At 65.2% G+C, this 14,250-nt stretch carries 16 protein-coding genes; 8 read left to right on the top strand and 8 right to left on the bottom strand.

The window, feature by feature from the left end:
* The first annotated feature begins 11 nt into the window (after window positions 1-11).
* On the top strand, window positions 12-566 hold the full coding sequence (locus tag AC07M1_RS00975) for a thiamine phosphate synthase (RefSeq protein WP_495160702.1): 555 nt from the start codon (window positions 12-14) through the stop codon (window positions 564-566).
* On the opposite strand, the gene AC07M1_RS00970 is transcribed toward AC07M1_RS00975, so the two are convergent.
* Complete coding sequence (locus tag AC07M1_RS00970) at window positions 539-1,261, bottom strand: hypothetical protein (protein ID WP_495160701.1); 723 nt, start codon at window positions 1,259-1,261, stop codon at window positions 539-541. The two genes, AC07M1_RS00975 and AC07M1_RS00970, sit on opposite strands and share 28 nt — an antisense overlap.
* A gap of 196 nt (window positions 1,262-1,457) precedes the next feature.
* On the opposite strand from AC07M1_RS00970, the gene AC07M1_RS00965 reads away from it, so the two are divergent.
* From AC07M1_RS00965 to AC07M1_RS00945, 5 genes are all read left to right on the top strand, one after another.
* Window positions 1,458-1,907, top strand: a complete 450-nt coding sequence (locus tag AC07M1_RS00965; protein WP_495160700.1) for a DUF3576 domain-containing protein — start codon at window positions 1,458-1,460, stop codon at window positions 1,905-1,907.
* Window positions 1,908-1,950: 43 nt separating this feature from the next.
* A complete protein-coding gene (leuS, locus tag AC07M1_RS00960) occupies window positions 1,951-4,455 on the top strand; it encodes a leucine--tRNA ligase (RefSeq protein WP_495160699.1) in 2,505 nt (834 codons plus the stop codon).
* On the top strand, window positions 4,452-4,955 hold the full coding sequence (gene lptE / locus AC07M1_RS00955; RefSeq protein ID WP_495160698.1) for an LPS assembly lipoprotein LptE: 504 nt from the start codon (window positions 4,452-4,454) through the stop codon (window positions 4,953-4,955). Before leuS ends, lptE begins: the two co-directional genes overlap by 4 nt.
* Window positions 4,952-5,974 carry a DNA polymerase III subunit delta gene (gene holA / locus AC07M1_RS00950; RefSeq protein ID WP_495160697.1) on the top strand — a complete coding sequence of 341 codons (1,023 nt, stop codon included), beginning with the start codon at window positions 4,952-4,954 and terminating at the stop codon, window positions 5,972-5,974. Before lptE ends, holA begins: the two co-directional genes overlap by 4 nt.
* A 152-nt stretch (window positions 5,975-6,126) precedes the next feature.
* Window positions 6,127-6,519, top strand: coding sequence for a DUF3224 domain-containing protein (locus tag AC07M1_RS00945; protein ID WP_495160696.1), 393 nt, complete (start codon window positions 6,127-6,129; stop codon window positions 6,517-6,519).
* A 45-nt stretch (window positions 6,520-6,564) separates the two neighbouring features.
* Here AC07M1_RS00945 and AC07M1_RS00940 read toward each other — a convergent pair whose 3' ends face one another.
* From AC07M1_RS00940 to AC07M1_RS00915, 6 genes are read right to left on the bottom strand one after another with little or no spacing between them, the layout of a single operon-like run.
* Window positions 6,565-7,491, bottom strand: coding sequence for a ParB/RepB/Spo0J family partition protein (locus AC07M1_RS00940; protein ID WP_495160695.1), 927 nt, complete (start codon window positions 7,489-7,491; stop codon window positions 6,565-6,567).
* On the bottom strand, window positions 7,488-8,267 hold the full coding sequence (locus tag AC07M1_RS00935) for a ParA family protein (RefSeq protein WP_495160694.1): 780 nt from the start codon (window positions 8,265-8,267) through the stop codon (window positions 7,488-7,490). The genes AC07M1_RS00940 and AC07M1_RS00935 overlap by 4 nt, the downstream gene beginning before the upstream one ends.
* Window positions 8,264-8,872, bottom strand: coding sequence for a 16S rRNA (guanine(527)-N(7))-methyltransferase RsmG (rsmG, locus tag AC07M1_RS00930; protein WP_495160693.1), 609 nt, complete (start codon window positions 8,870-8,872; stop codon window positions 8,264-8,266). The genes AC07M1_RS00935 and rsmG overlap by 4 nt, the downstream gene beginning before the upstream one ends.
* Window positions 8,869-10,704 carry a tRNA uridine-5-carboxymethylaminomethyl(34) synthesis enzyme MnmG gene (gene mnmG / locus AC07M1_RS00925; RefSeq protein WP_495160692.1) on the bottom strand — a complete coding sequence of 612 codons (1,836 nt, stop codon included), beginning with the start codon at window positions 10,702-10,704 and terminating at the stop codon, window positions 8,869-8,871. The genes rsmG and mnmG overlap by 4 nt, the downstream gene beginning before the upstream one ends.
* 56 nt (window positions 10,705-10,760) lie before the next feature.
* Window positions 10,761-12,050, bottom strand: a complete 1,290-nt coding sequence (gene mnmE / locus AC07M1_RS00920; protein WP_495160691.1) for a tRNA uridine-5-carboxymethylaminomethyl(34) synthesis GTPase MnmE — start codon at window positions 12,048-12,050, stop codon at window positions 10,761-10,763.
* The gene (locus tag AC07M1_RS00915) at window positions 12,047-12,295 is read right to left on the bottom strand and encodes a DUF6489 family protein (protein WP_495160690.1); all 249 of its coding nucleotides are present in this window, start codon (window positions 12,293-12,295) and stop codon (window positions 12,047-12,049) included. Before AC07M1_RS00915 ends, mnmE begins: the two co-directional genes overlap by 4 nt.
* Before the next feature lie 14 nt (window positions 12,296-12,309).
* Here AC07M1_RS00915 and AC07M1_RS00910 point away from each other — a divergent pair, with 14 nt between their 5' ends.
* Together AC07M1_RS00910 and AC07M1_RS00905 are read left to right on the top strand one after the other, a co-directional pair.
* A complete protein-coding gene (locus AC07M1_RS00910) occupies window positions 12,310-12,810 on the top strand; it encodes a methylated-DNA--[protein]-cysteine S-methyltransferase (RefSeq protein ID WP_495160689.1) in 501 nt (166 codons plus the stop codon).
* A 12-nt stretch (window positions 12,811-12,822) separates the two neighbouring features.
* Window positions 12,823-13,515, top strand: coding sequence for a dienelactone hydrolase family protein (locus AC07M1_RS00905; RefSeq protein ID WP_495160688.1), 693 nt, complete (start codon window positions 12,823-12,825; stop codon window positions 13,513-13,515).
* A 57-nt stretch (window positions 13,516-13,572) separates the two neighbouring features.
* Here AC07M1_RS00905 and AC07M1_RS00900 read toward each other — a convergent pair whose 3' ends face one another.
* A complete protein-coding gene (locus tag AC07M1_RS00900; RefSeq protein WP_495160687.1) occupies window positions 13,573-14,250 on the bottom strand; it encodes a YjbE family putative metal transport protein in 678 nt (225 codons plus the stop codon).

Here is a 14,250-nt window from a genome sequence, read left to right as displayed (position 1 = left end):
TAGGAGGGGCAATGCGCCACCGCCACCCCTCGCATGCCAAGGAATTGCCTCGGCGCTGGCTGATGACCGACCCGCGGCGGGGCGATGCGCTGTGGAATGCGCTTGCAGCGCTGCCTGAAGGATCAGGGGTAATCTTCCGGCATTACGAGCTGCCGTTCGCCGAACGCCGGGCGCTGTTCGCGCGAATCGCCCGCATCGCGCGACGAAGGGGGCTTATGCTGGTCGTTGCGGGTGATGATTATTTTGGCCACGGGCCACGCCATGGCCGTCATCGCGGCGCTTTGACCGCTCCGGTCCATAATCGGTGCGAGGCGATTGCGGCGATCCGCAATGGGGCGAAGCTGTTGTTCGTCTCGCCTGTCCACCCGACTCGCTCGCACCCCGGCGCACGATCGCTTGGACCTATCCGACTCGGGCTGCTGATTCGCGGCCTAGGTGTACCGGTGGTCGCGCTCGGCGGGATGGACGAACGCCGCTGGCGCGCGCTCAGGCCGCTAGGCGTTCATGGCTGGGCGGGAATCGACGCCTGGGCGCGGGATCAGAAGCGGATCGCGGTACCGACATAGACCGCCTGGCTGTCGCGGCGATTGTCGGTCAGCTGCGGCAGGCGATTCTCTTCGGACTTGTACCGCACACCCGCGGTCAGATCGAAATTGCGGCTCAACGAATAGGAACCGCCGACGTCGATCGAATAGCTGGGGTCGGCCGCGATCAGGCGCGGCGCGCCGTCGAGCGGACGCTCTGCCCCGGCCTTGATCCGACCGGAAGCGCGCTTGCCGGTGTAGCTGACGCCCAGATCGATCGCCTCGCGGCTGCCCGGCTGACCAGCCAGGTCGAGCTTGGAGAGGTCACCCGAAACAGCGAAGCGCTTCCAGCCCACCGAAACGCCAAGATTGTAGGCGATCGGCTGGAGGGTGACCGTAGCAGGCGCCGCGGCGCCGCGATCCGCCACCGCAGCGGCCGGACGGGCGGTACGTGCCCGCACCGCAACGGTAACGCTGCGGCTGATCGAGCGCGGCGAATCAGCCGGCGTAAAGCGGAAGCCGCCACCGCCAAGACCACTGCGCGCAAGAACGGCCGCGAGCTTGGGATCCGCAGCCGCAGGGGTGAACGCGCCCATGCTGGCGATCGAAGTCGCCCGCTTGGGCGTCGTGATTCGCTGTTGCGACGCGGTCTGGGCAAGGAGCGAAGGCGCGACGACAAGACCGGCTACGCTCAGCGCGCCGATCCCGATGCCAGTCATGAGTCGCCGAACGCTCATTTCTTCCCCTAACGTGACTCAGCGCCTACCATGATTCCGCCGCAATGTTCCACCGCTGGAATCGCTTTTCCCTGCAGGTGTTGCACAAGACGCACAGAGGGCGTGCTGGAAGGCGCACGGCGGCTTGAGCTTGCGGCGGGCGCATGACGATCTATAGATGCTCGCCACCCTTAGAGTTTCCCATAGGAAGATGCCGATGAACCGCCTGTTGCGCACCGCGATCCTGGGCAGCGTTGCCCTGAGCCTTACGGCTCCGCTCGCCGCGTGCGGCGGTGGCAAGGACCGTCCCCGCGCGGATCTCGCCGCGTCGAAGATCACGACGATCGGCGTAAACGCCTATCTGTGGCGCGCGGCGCTCGACACCGTGTCGTTCGCGCCGATCATGCAGACGGATTCGAATGGCGGCGTGATCGTCACCGACTGGTATGTGAATCCGAACCTCCAGAGCGAGCGGACCAAGCTTACGGTCGCGATCCTCGACCAGGATCTGCGCGCCGATGCGCTTCGCGTGAGCGCCCAGCGTCAGGTCAACCGCAACGGCCAGTGGGTCGATGCACCGGTCGAGGCCGCCACCGTGCAGAAGCTCGAGGATATCATCCTGACCCGCGCCCGCGACCTGCGCCGCGCGGCGATCGTCGAGAATTGAGAGCGGGCGGGACACCCCGCCGCTCCGGAATGAAGGAAGAAATGTGTCGCGGTTCAACGCGCTGAAGGCTGATTCTGCGTGGCAGAAGCTGTGGGAAGAACGCGGCACCTTCGCCGCCGACGATAACTCGCCCAAGCCCAAATCCTACGTCCTCGAGATGTTCCCCTATCCCTCGGGGCGCATCCACATGGGCCATGTCCGCAACTACACGATGGGCGATGTGCTGACCCGCTATCGGCGGATGCGCGGCATGGAAGTACTTCACCCGATGGGCTGGGACGCCTTCGGCATGCCGGCCGAGAATGCGGCGATGGAGAAGAAGGTCCATCCCGGCGGCTGGACGCGCGACAATATCGCGACGATGCGCGCGCAGCTGAAGCGCCTCGGCCTCGCGATCGACTGGACGCGTGAACTGGCGACGTGCGAACCCGATTATTACGGGCACGAGCAGGCGCTGTTCATCGACCTGCTTGAGAACGGGCTGGTCTATCGCAAGGAATCGACGGTCAACTGGGACCCGGTCGACATGACCGTGCTCGCCAACGAGCAGGTGATCGACGGTCGCGGCTGGCGATCGGGTGCGCTGGTCGAGAAGAAGAAACTCAACCAGTGGTTCCTCAAGATCACCGATTTCGCCGACGAGCTGCTCGACGGCTTGGGCACGCTCGACAAATGGCCCGACAAGGTCCGGCTGATGCAGGAAAACTGGATCGGCAAGTCGGAAGGCCTTCAGTTCCGGTTCAAGCTCTCTGACGGGGGTGAGGTCGAGGTCTTCACGACGCGGCCCGACACGATCTTCGGGTCGAGCTTCGTAGCGATCGCCGCCGACCATCCAATCGCGCGCAAGCTCGCGCAGACCAACCCCGAGGCCGAAGCCTTCATCGCGCAGTGCAAGCTGGGCGGCACCACGGCGGCCGAGCTGGAGACGCAGGAGAAGCTGGGCTTCGACACCGGCATCCGCGCGGCCCATCCCTTTGATCCCGCATGGGAATTGCCGGTCTATATCGCGAACTTCGTGCTGATGGACTATGGGACCGGCGCCGTCTTCGGCGTGCCGGCGCATGACCAGCGCGACTTCGAATTCGCGACCAAGTACGCGCTCCCGATCATGCGTGTCGTTTCCGAAGGCGACAAGACCGCCCCCGAATTTACCGAGGTCGAAGCCTATACCGGTCCCGGCACGCTGGTGAACTCGCACTTCCTCGATGGCATGGACGTGCCCGATGCCAAGCGCGAGGTGATCACCCGCGCCGAAGCCGGCGGCTGGGGCAATGGCACCACCGTATGGCGCCTGCGCGACTGGGGCGTCAGCCGCCAGCGCTATTGGGGCACGCCGATCCCGATCGTCCATTGCGAAGTCTGCGGCGTGGTGCCAGTGCCCAAGAAGCAGCTTCCGGTGGTGCTGCCCGAGGACGTCAGCTTCGACATTCCCGGCAACCCGCTCGACCGGCATCCGACCTGGCGGCATGTCGATTGCCCGCGCTGCGGCAATCCGGCGCGGCGCGAGACCGACACGCTCGACACCTTTGTCGACTCGTCATGGTATTTCATCCGCTTCGCTAGCCAGCCGGGCGACAAGCCGTTTGACCGCAAGGTCGCCGAGCAGTGGCTGCCGGTGAACCAGTATATCGGTGGGGTCGAGCATGCGATCCTGCACCTGCTCTATGCTCGCTTCTGGACGCGCGCGCTCAAGCGCATCGGCATGCTCGACATCGCCGAGCCGTTCGAGGGGTTGTTCACCCAGGGCATGGTGACGCACGAGACCTACAAGTCCGCTGACGGCCGCTGGCTGTCGCCGGGCGAAGTCGTGCGCAAGGACGAGGTCTGGATCGAGGAATCGAGCGGCAATCCGGCGACGGTCGGTCGCATCGAGAAGATGTCCAAGTCCAAGAAGAACACCGTCGATCCCGAACCGATCGTCGATCAGTATGGCGCGGACGCGGTGCGCTGGTTCGTGCTGTCGGACTCGCCCCCCGAGCGCGACCTGGAATGGACCGAGAACGGCATCGAAGGTGCCTGGCGCTTCGTCCAGCGCCTGTGGCGCCTGTTCGACGGCCTCGATGCATGGGAAGGCGAGGACAAGGCGCTCGACCGCGTCCTTCATCAGACCATCGCCGGCGTGGCGTCGGACATTGAAGGACTGCAGTTCAACAAGGCGGTCGCCAAGCTCTACGCGCTGGTCAATGCGATCGAGAAGGCGCAGCCGAGCGCGTCGCGCGCCACAGCGGTCCGCACCATCATCCTGCTCGCCGCGCCGATGACGCCGCATCTGGCCGAAGAAGCCTGGGCCGTGATGGGCAATGATGGCCTGATCGCCGACGCCGAATGGCCTCAGGTCGACCCAGGCTTGCTGGTCGAGGACGAGGTCACGATCGCGATCCAGGTAAACGGCAAGCTGCGCGACACGGTGAAAGCCGCGAAGGGCGAAGCGAAGGACGTGCTGGAGGCGATGGCCTTGGCAAACCCGAATGTGCAGCGCATTCTGGACGGCGCAGCTCCCAGGAAGGTGATCGTCGTGCCCGACCGTCTGGTGAACATCGTCGCATGAAGATCGCGCCCGCCCTGTTCGTGCTGTCGGCGCTCGCGCTCAGCGGCTGTGGCGGGCTGCGGCCGCTCTATGGCGGCGGTGTCGGCGGTCCGGTGCAAACGATGCTTTCCGGCGTCGAAGTCGCACCGATCCAGGGTGAGAATGGCTGGCTGGTCGCCAACGCCGTGCGCGACCGAATCGAAGCAACCCGCAGCGGCACGCCGGTCTATCGCCTCGACATCAAGCTCGACGACCGCATCGAGGGCCTGGGCGTGCGCCGCGACGATGTCGTGACGCGCGAACGCCGGACCCTGCGCGCGCGCTATCAGCTCGTGGAACTCTCCACCGGACAGGTGGTGCTCGACGCCACCGCAGGCTCCGACGCGGGCATCGATGTCGCCAGTTCGGAATATGCGACGATCGCGGCAGAGAAGAGCGCGCTTGAGCGGCTGTCAGGCATCGTCGCCGACCAGATTGTCGCACGTCTCGCCCGCTACGCACGCTCCGCAGAAAGCAAGTGAAGGCCAGCGAAGCGCAAATCCGCACCCGGCTGGACAAGCCCGGGGCGGATATCCGCCTGTTCCTGCTTTATGGCCCTGACGAGGCCGGTGCCAACGACCTCGCCGGCCGGCTGGGCCGGGCGATGGGCGCCGAGGCCGAACGCATCGATATCGAGGGCGGCTCACTCAAGGGCGATCCGGGACGGCTGGCGGGCGAAGCGGCCTCGCTCTCGCTGTTCGGCGGCGCCCGCTTTATCCGCATTGCCGGAATCGACGATGACGGAACCGAGGCGGTCAGGCTGCTTCTTGATGCCGAGGTAGCCGGAAACCCCGTCGTCGCAGTCGGTGGCGGCCTCAAGGGCACCGGACGGCTGCTTAAACTCGTCCTCGCCGCACCGAACGCGATGGCGCACGCCTGCTACATGCCCGATGCGCGCAACGCCGCGCAGTTGGCGGCAGGAATCGCGCGCGAGAATGGCCTCAGGCTCGTCAACGGCACCGCCGAACGGCTCGCGGCACTCTCAGGCGGCGACCGCGCCGTGCTGGCACGCGAGATCGAGAAACTCTCCATCTACCTCGACGCCGCACCCGATCGCCCGCGCGAGGCGGGAATGGAAGCACTGGAGGCGATCGGCGCGGATCTGGGCGATGCCGAAATGCAGAGCGCTATCGAGGCGGTGGTCGAGGGCCGCGCGGCCGAGATCGGCGTCGAGCTCGCCCGACTGGAGCAAGCCGGCGTGTCCGCGATCCCGCTGCTGCGCCAACTTGTCCGCCGACTGATGAGCCTGGCCGAGATGCGTGCCGATATCGACCGCGGCGCCTCAGCCGACGAAGTGGTCAAGAAGCACCGCGTCTTCTTCAAGGAAGAGATGAGCACCAAGATCGCGCTGCGCCGCTGGACCAGTCCGATGCTCGCCCGCGCCGTCGAACGCGTCCGCGAGGCGGAGCGCGGCATCACGCGCGCCGGCGGCAATGCGGGTCAGGTCGTCGCCGATGAGGCGCTGGTGACGCTGGCAAGGGCGGCAGCGCGAAGTCGGTGATCAGCTGCGGCTGAATACGCTGCTGCAGGCTGCGATCACCGGACGCAGCAACCATCAAGGCGGCCGGCGCCTGCTCGCCAATTGACTCCTCCTCCCCTCGTTCTTTATTTGTTCCACCGGAAGCCGAAGGCTGCCGAGGTGGAGAAATAAAGATGCGTCGTGCCGCAGGAACGTTTCAGATCAAGATGATCCCGGTCGGATCGCAGCCCGATGCGAAGCCAGACGCTCCCGGCCGCATGCTCATCGAGAAACTCTATGTCGGCGGCCTTCAAGGATCGGGTGAAGGCGAAATGCTCGCGATGATGGTTGAGCAGTCCGGAGCTTATGTGGCGATGGAGCGAATTCGCGGAGATCTCGATGGTCGCGGCGGCGCCTTTACCGTGATCCACCGCGGAATCATGGATGCCGGTGCCCACGAGCTTTCGATCACGATCGTGCCTGGATCCGGAACCAGCGCGCTGCGGGGAATTTCAGGTGTTTACCACGTTAGGATCGAGGACGGCGTGCATCATTACGCGCTTGAATACCGCCTGCCGGACGATTGATCCGGGTTATGGAGTGGGCTTACTCCATCTAATAAACTGAAAATACTATATTTTTTCGCCTGTCAGCCGTTGACAGATCATGTCGAGCTGATCGAGCGTCGAATAGGCCAGCGTCATCGCCCCGCCCTTGTCACCGTAACTGATCTTCACATTGAGGCCGAGTACATCGCCAAGCTGACGCTCAAGCGCGGCGATATCAGCATTGGCGCCAAGATCGGACAAACCCGCATTGGTCCCCTTCCCCGCCGTGCGCGGCTTGGCTTCACGCGCCAGCTTCTCGGTCTCGCGCACCGACAGGTCGCGCTCGACGACGATCCGGGCGAGCTTCTCGGGATCGGGTGCGCCGATCAGCGCGCGAGCATGACCCATGGTCAACATGCCCTCGACCACCCGCTCACGCACGCTCGTGGGCAGATCGAGCAGGCGCAGCAGGTTGGCGATATGGCTGCGCGACTTGTGGACGATCTTCGCTAGCACTTCCTGCGTATGGCCGAACTGCCCGATCAGCTTGGCATAGGCCTCGGCCTCCTCGATCGCGTTCAACTCCTCGCGCTGGATATTCTCGATGATCGCGATTTCGAGCGTCTCGGCCTCGTCCAGGTCACGGACGATCACCGGAACCTCGTGCAGCCGCGCCTTCTGCGCCGCACGCCAGCGGCGCTCGCCGGCGACGATCTGATATTCCTTGCCGTGCGGACGAACGACGATCGGCTGGATCAGTCCACGCGCCGCGATCGACTTGGCCAACTCCTCTAGCGCGTCCTCGTCGAAATGACGGCGCGGCTGCTCGGGATGTGGCGCGAGCGAACTGACGGGCAACATCCGCACGCCCGGAGAATGCTCGGAACCCGGACGAACCGGCTCTTCCCGCTCGGCATCGCCGAGCAATGCGCTGAGCCCGCGGCCGAGATGCGGGCGCGGCGCCTTGCGCAGCGAGGTGACGGAAGCGGATGGTGTGGTTTCGTCGGTCATGCGGCTTTCCTCAGCCTGGGCAGGCGGTCGATCACCTCGCGCGCAAGCGCGATATACGCTTCGGAACCGGCGCAGCGATAATCGTAGATCAGCGCCGGCATGCCGTGGCTCGGCGCTTCGGAAAGGCGGACGTTGCGCGGGATCACCGTGTCGAACACCACGCCACCCAGCACCGCCCGCACGTCATCGGCGACCTGGTCGGTCAAACGGTTGCGTCGGTCGTACATCGTCAGCACAACGCCCAGGATCGACAGGCCCGGATTGAAGCGACTGCGGATGCGCTCGACCGTGCTGAGCAACTGGCTCAACCCCTCGAGCGCGAAGAACTCGCACTGGAGCGGCACCAGCAGCGCATCGGACGCCACCATCGCATTGATCGTTAGCAGGCCCAGCGAAGGCGGACAATCGATCAGGATCACATCCCAGCGTTGCTCGCTGCGATCGATGGCATTGTCGAGGCGATGGGTACGCGCGTCGAACTCGATCAGCTCGATCTCGGCCCCCGACAGGTCCACCGTCGCGGGAACGATATCGAGTCCCGGCACTTTGGTCGCAACGACAACCTCTTCCAGGGTCACGTCACCAACGAGCAGATCATAGGTTGAACGCTCGCGATCGGCTCGACTGATGCCAAGCCCCGTCGAACAATTGCCCTGCGGATCGAGGTCGAGAAGCAGCACGCGTTGTCCGGTCGCGGCAAGCGCGGTGCCGACGTTGATCGCGCTCGTGGTCTTGCCTACCCCACCCTTCTGGTTTGCGATGGCGATGCAAATCATCTCGGGCGGACCCCCTTGGCGACGACGATGAGTGAATCGGGAGCCGTGATGCTCGGTTCCACGTGGAACGAACCATGCCATTTGCGGCGCGCCTCTTCCACCTCCGATTGCGCATTTCGGCCCTTTGGCAGCACCCAGACTGTGGAAGATGTGGATCGATGCTTGGCGATACGAAACAGGTCAGTGAGCTGCGCGACCGCTCGGGCCGAAATGACCGCCGCCGACCCTTGGGTCCGTTCAATCTTTGCGGTGTGGACGGTGACGTCCGCCAGATCCAGCTCAGCTGCCACGCCCGACAGAAAGTCGGTGCGAAGCTTGCGCGGTTCGACCAGCTCGACCGGTGCATCGCGAAGCAGCGCGACAACTAGCCCCGGTAACCCCGCGCCGCTGCCGATATCGAGCCACACCCCTGTGTCTGGAGCGTGAGCGAGCAGCTGTGCCGAATCGACGATATGCCGCGCCCAAATCTGATCGAGCGTCGAAGGCGCGATCAGATTCTGCTTCTCCGCCTCCTCGCGGAGCAGATCGACGAACGCGGCGAGTCGTGTTTCACGTGAAACACCATGACGCTCACGAATCCAGCCCCTGGCTTCATCCTCGGTCATGCGGCACGCCGGACATGGAGCATGATCGCTGTCAACGCCGCTGGGGTGATTCCCCGTACCCGCGCAGCGTCCCCGACCGTCGCTGGCCGGGCGAGCGACAAGCGCTCGACCATCTCGTTCGAAAGTCCCGGGATCGCGGCATAGTCGAGCGCCGCGGCGATCGGCGTGGCATCGGATCGCGCCATCGCTTCCTGCTCCGCCGCCTGCCGCTCCAGATAGGGCGCATAGCGCGCATCCTCGATCAGCTCGGCGAGCAGGTCCGGATCGGCGTCGCCGTCATCCAGGCCAAGATGGGCGATGCTGACCCCGGGGAAGCGCAGCCATTCGAACGCGCTGCGCCGCGCGCCATCCTGAGACACCGATGCTCCCGCCTGTTCTAGTTGACGGGCGGTCAGCAGCGCAGTGAAGCGCGAATCCAGCGCTGCACGGTCGTCACGACGGCGGCGCTGATGTGCGCGCCGAACTTCACCAATACAGCCCATCGCTTCTCCGATCGCACTCAACCGGGTCTCGGCATTGTCAGCGCGCAGGCGCAGGCGATACTCGGCACGGGCGGTGAGCATGCGATAGGGTTCGGTCACGCCCTGAAGCGTCAAGTCATCGATCATCACGCCGATATAGCTGAGTTCACGTGGAAGGATCATTGGCGCTCGTTCCAGCGCCAGCGCCGCGGCATTGATTCCGGCGACCAGCCCCTGCGCCGCCGCCTCCTCATAGCCCGTGGTGCCGTTGATCTGACCCGCACAGAATAGCCCAGGCACGTCGCGGCATTCCAGCGACGCCCCGAGCGCGCGCGGATCGACATGGTCATACTCCACCGCATAGCCCGGCGTGACGATGGTCGCGCGTGCAAGGCCCGGGATCGAGGCGATCATCACTGCCTGCACATCGGTCGGCAGCGACGTCGATAGGCCATTGGGATAGACCAGGTTGGTCTCCAGCCCCTCCGGCTCGAGGAAGATCTGATGCCCGTCGCGGTCGCCGAAGCGGAAGATCTTGTCCTCGATCGACGGGCAATAGCGCGGACCGCCGGCCTCGATCGCGCCGCTGAAGAGCGGTGAACGATCAAGCCCACTGCGGATGATGTCGTGCGTTTCCTGCGTAGTCCGCGTGATCGCGCAGGTGAGCTGGGGCAAGCGTTGCGTGCTGGTAAGCGGTGACATCCGCCACGGCTCGATGTCGGAGGGCTGCTCTTCAAGCGCGCCCCAGTCGATCATGCGGCCATCCAGACGCGGCGGCGTCCCCGTCTTCAGACGCGTGATCGGTAGCGCGAGCTCGCGCAACTGGACGCCCAATGCGGTCGCGGCCCGCTCGCCGACACGACCTCCGGTCTCGCGCTCCTCGCCACGGAAGATGCGTCCGCCCAGAAAGGTACCGCTGGCAATGACCACCGCCGCGCAGCGCAGCGTCTCGCCATTGCCGAGCCGCACGCCGGTCACCCGCCCCTGCTCGACCAGCAAGCTCACCGCTTCGCCTTCAACGATGTCGAGCCCAGACTGCTCGGCCAGCATCATCTGGATCGCCGCAGCATAGCGCTTGCGGTCAGCCTGGACACGCGGTCCCTGTACCGCCGGCCCCTTGGATCGATTGAGCAACCGATAATGGATCGCAGCCTGGTCCGCAGCGCGTCCGATCAACCCGTCCAGGGCATCGACCTCACGGACCAGATGGCCCTTGCCCAACCCACCAATGGCAGGGTTGCACGACATTGCGCCCAGCGTCGTCGGGTCGAAGGTGACGAGCACCGCCCGCGCACCGCAGCGCGCAGCCGCCGCAGCCGCCTCGGTCCCGGCGTGTCCGCCACCGATCACGATCACATCCCATGTCCGCATGGCGCTCGAAATAGCGCCGACGGGCGCTCCGGTCAAAAGCGTTCCACGTGGAACATCTACTTGCCGATGCAGAAGCGTCCGAACAGCGTATCGAGCATCGCCTCGACATCGGCGGCACCGGTGACCCGATCAAATGCCCGCAGCGCGTGGCGCAGGTCTTCAGCGATCAGCAACGGGTCGCTCCCTCGCCCTGCGCTATGTAACGCTGCGGCGGCAAGTTGCGCGAGATCGCGCTGACGGCGGTTGAGCGGGATCGCGTCGCCCGCCGGCAGCATCGATCGCGCGGCATCGGCGATCCGATCCCAAAGGCGCGCAACCCCCTCGCCGGTGCGCGCGGATACGCTCAGCCGGCCCTCTTCGATAGACCCACGCGCAGCTTGATCGGCGCGTGGATGGATCAGGATGTGCGGCGCCGCCACCGCGGGCGGCGCCCCATCATCCAACCACAAAATCAGGTCGGCCTGGTCGAGCGCTTCCTGCGCCCGTGCGATACCGATCTCCTCGACCATGTCCGATGGCGCGTCGTGCAACCCAGCAGTGTCGGTCAACAGATAGGCGACGCCGTCGCGCATCACCGGCGCCTCGATCCGGTCTCGCGTTGTCCCGGCGAGCGGCGAGACGATCGCCGCTTCCCGCTCGGCCAGCGCATTGAGCAAGGTCGACTTGCCCGCATTGGGCGGTCCCGCCAGCACGACACGGATTCCGTCGCGCAGCCGCTCGATCCCCGGTTCCTCCAGCACGGCCTCGATCTCGCCCGCCAGGTCGCGCGCGCCCTCGCCCACCTGTTCCAGCATCCCGGCCTCCGCCGCGACATCGTCCTCATCGCCATGATCGAGCAGCGCCTCGACCGCAGCGGAGAGTTGCAGCGTCCGCGCTGCCCAGCCTTCGATCCGCCGGCGAACGCCGCCTTCGGCCGCGCGCATCGCCGCGCGCCGCTGCGCCTCGGTCTCGGCCGCGAGCAGGTCACCCAGCCCTTCAGCCTCGGTCAGATCGATCCGGCCATTGGCCAGCGCCCGCCGGGTGAACTCGCCCGGCTCGGCGGCGCGCAGGCCGGTCATCGCCCCAAGCGCGCCCTCGACCGCCCGCACCACCGCACGCCCGCCATGAAGATGCAGCTCCGCCAGATCCTCCCCCGTCGCGGTCGCCGGTCCCGGAAAGATCAGCACGAGCGCGCGATCGAGATGCGTCGTATCCGTGCGCAATGTTCGCAACGATGCGCGCCGTACCGGCGGTAAAGCTCCCACCAGCGATTCCACCGCCGCGAACGCGCCGGGTCCGGAGATGCGGATCACGCCGATCGCGGCGGGTACCTGCCCGCTCGACAGCGCAAAGATCGTGTCGGTCACTCGCCGCGCTTGCCGCCTTCGAACTTGCTCATGTCGAACATGCCGCGCCAGAAATTCATCCCGGCCTCGCCCATCGGCGTCCAGCTCTTCATCATCGTCTCGATCATCTCGGGGTTCACCATTCCCTTATCCATCGAATCGAGCAGCATCTTGATGTAATGATCATGGACCGGCGTGAAATCGGGAAGACCCATCGTGCGCCGGGCTTCCTCGGGCGTGCAATCGATCTCGACATTGATCTTCATAGACTCTTCTCCGCTTGAGCCGGACGCTCGCCCTGCCCTACGCTGTGCCCATGTATGCGCGCGACCATGCCCTGATCGCAACGCCCATCGGCCGGATCCGCATCGAAGGCGACGACGAAACGCTGACCCGCATCGATCTGGGCGTGGAAGGCAGCCTGCGACACGGTGAAGCCGCAGCCATCCGAAACGCCGCAGATCAGATCGAATCCTATTTCGCAGGCGATCTCAGGAACTTCGATCTCCCGTTGCCGCAGATCGCTTCTTCGCGCGGTCGCGTGCTCCGCGCGGGCCTGATCGCGCTACGCTATGGTGAAATCGCCAGCTATGGCGAGCTCGCACGCCAGCTCGATTCCGGTCCACGGGCAATCGGCCAATTGTGCGCGCGCAATCCGTTCCCGATTGTCGTTCCCTGCCATCGCGTTCTGGGCGCGGGCGGAGCATTGGGATCCTATTCGTCGGGCGAGGGTCCGACAACCAAGCAATGGCTGCTCGATCATGAGCAGCGCCACCTCTGACAGGAGACCAAAATGGCGACCACAACGATCCATAGCCTCGACGGCCACGGCAGCTTTGTCGCCTATCGCGCCGATCCTGAAGGATCACAGCGCGGTGCCATCATCGTCATCCAGGAGGTCTTCGGCGTGAACGAGGGCATTCGCCGCAAGTGTGATCATTGGGCATCGAAAGGCTATGTCGCCTTCGCGCCCGACCTGTTCTGGCGGCTCGATCCCGGCATTCAGCTCGATCCCGACGTGCCTGATGAGTTCCGGCGCGGGCTCGATCTGTTCGGCAAGTTCGATCAGGACAAGGGGATCGAGGATATCGAAGCGACGATCCGCGCCGCCCGCGCTGCCACGGGCACCAAGGTCGGCGTCACCGGCTACTGCCTGGGCGGCCGCCTCGCCTATATGACCGCAGCGCGCACCGACTCCGACGCCAGCGTCGGCTATTATGCGGTCGGGGTTGACGGGCTACTCGGAGAGAAGCACGCCATCGCCCGGCCGCTGCTGCTCCACATCGCCGGCAATGACGGCTTTGTCCCACCCGAGGTGCAGGCGAAGATGCATGAGGGGCTGGACGATCATCCCCGCGTGACACTGTACGACTATCCCGGTGAGGATCACGGCTTCGCGACCGAGATGGGCAATCGCCGCTCGGACGCTGCCGCCCAGCTCGCCGACAGCCGGACCGAGGCCTTCTTCGCCGAGCATATCGGCTGATACGAAAAGGGCGGCGCCCACGTTGGACGCCGCCCGTTTTTGTTCCAGATCAGCAGCTTACTGGAAGAGCTGCAGGATCCCGATATTCTTGTCGATCACCCCGTTATAGATCATCGACCCAGCGACATAGATGATCACCAACAGTCCGATCCAAGCGATCCAGCGGTAACGCTCGATGTACTTGGCGATGATGTTCGCCGCGACGCCCATCAGCGCGACCGCAATTACCAGGCCAACCATCAGGATGCCTGGATGCGCGCGCGCCGCGCCTGCGACGGCCAGGACATTGTCGAGGCTCATCGACACATCGGCCACTGCGACCGCCCAGGCAGCACCGGCAAAGCTCTTCGCGGGCTTAAGACCCGAATGCTCGTCGCCCTCGATCTCAGGCGATCCGGGGTTGTGGCCACCAACGACGATCTCGCGATACATCTTCCAGGCGACCCACAGCAGCAGCACACCGCCCGCGAAGACCAGGCCGATCACCGCCATCAGCTGCGTTACCACCAGCGCGAAACCGATGCGCAGCACCAGTGCGGCGATGATGCCGATCAGGATCACCTTCTTGCGCTGATCCGCGGGCAGGCCCGCCGCCAGCGCACCGATGACAATGGCGTTGTCGCCCGCCAGCACGATATCGATCAGGATCACCTGACCAAACGCGAACCACGCGCTGGCATCGCCAGCGAACAGTCCCGCGAAGTCGTGGACGATATGCCCCCAGAGTTCAGACAT

The sequence above is a fragment of the Sphingomonas sp. GW821-FHT10C01 genome, from assembly GCF_059415525.1.
This window is presented reverse-complemented; position numbering and strand designations above follow the sequence as displayed.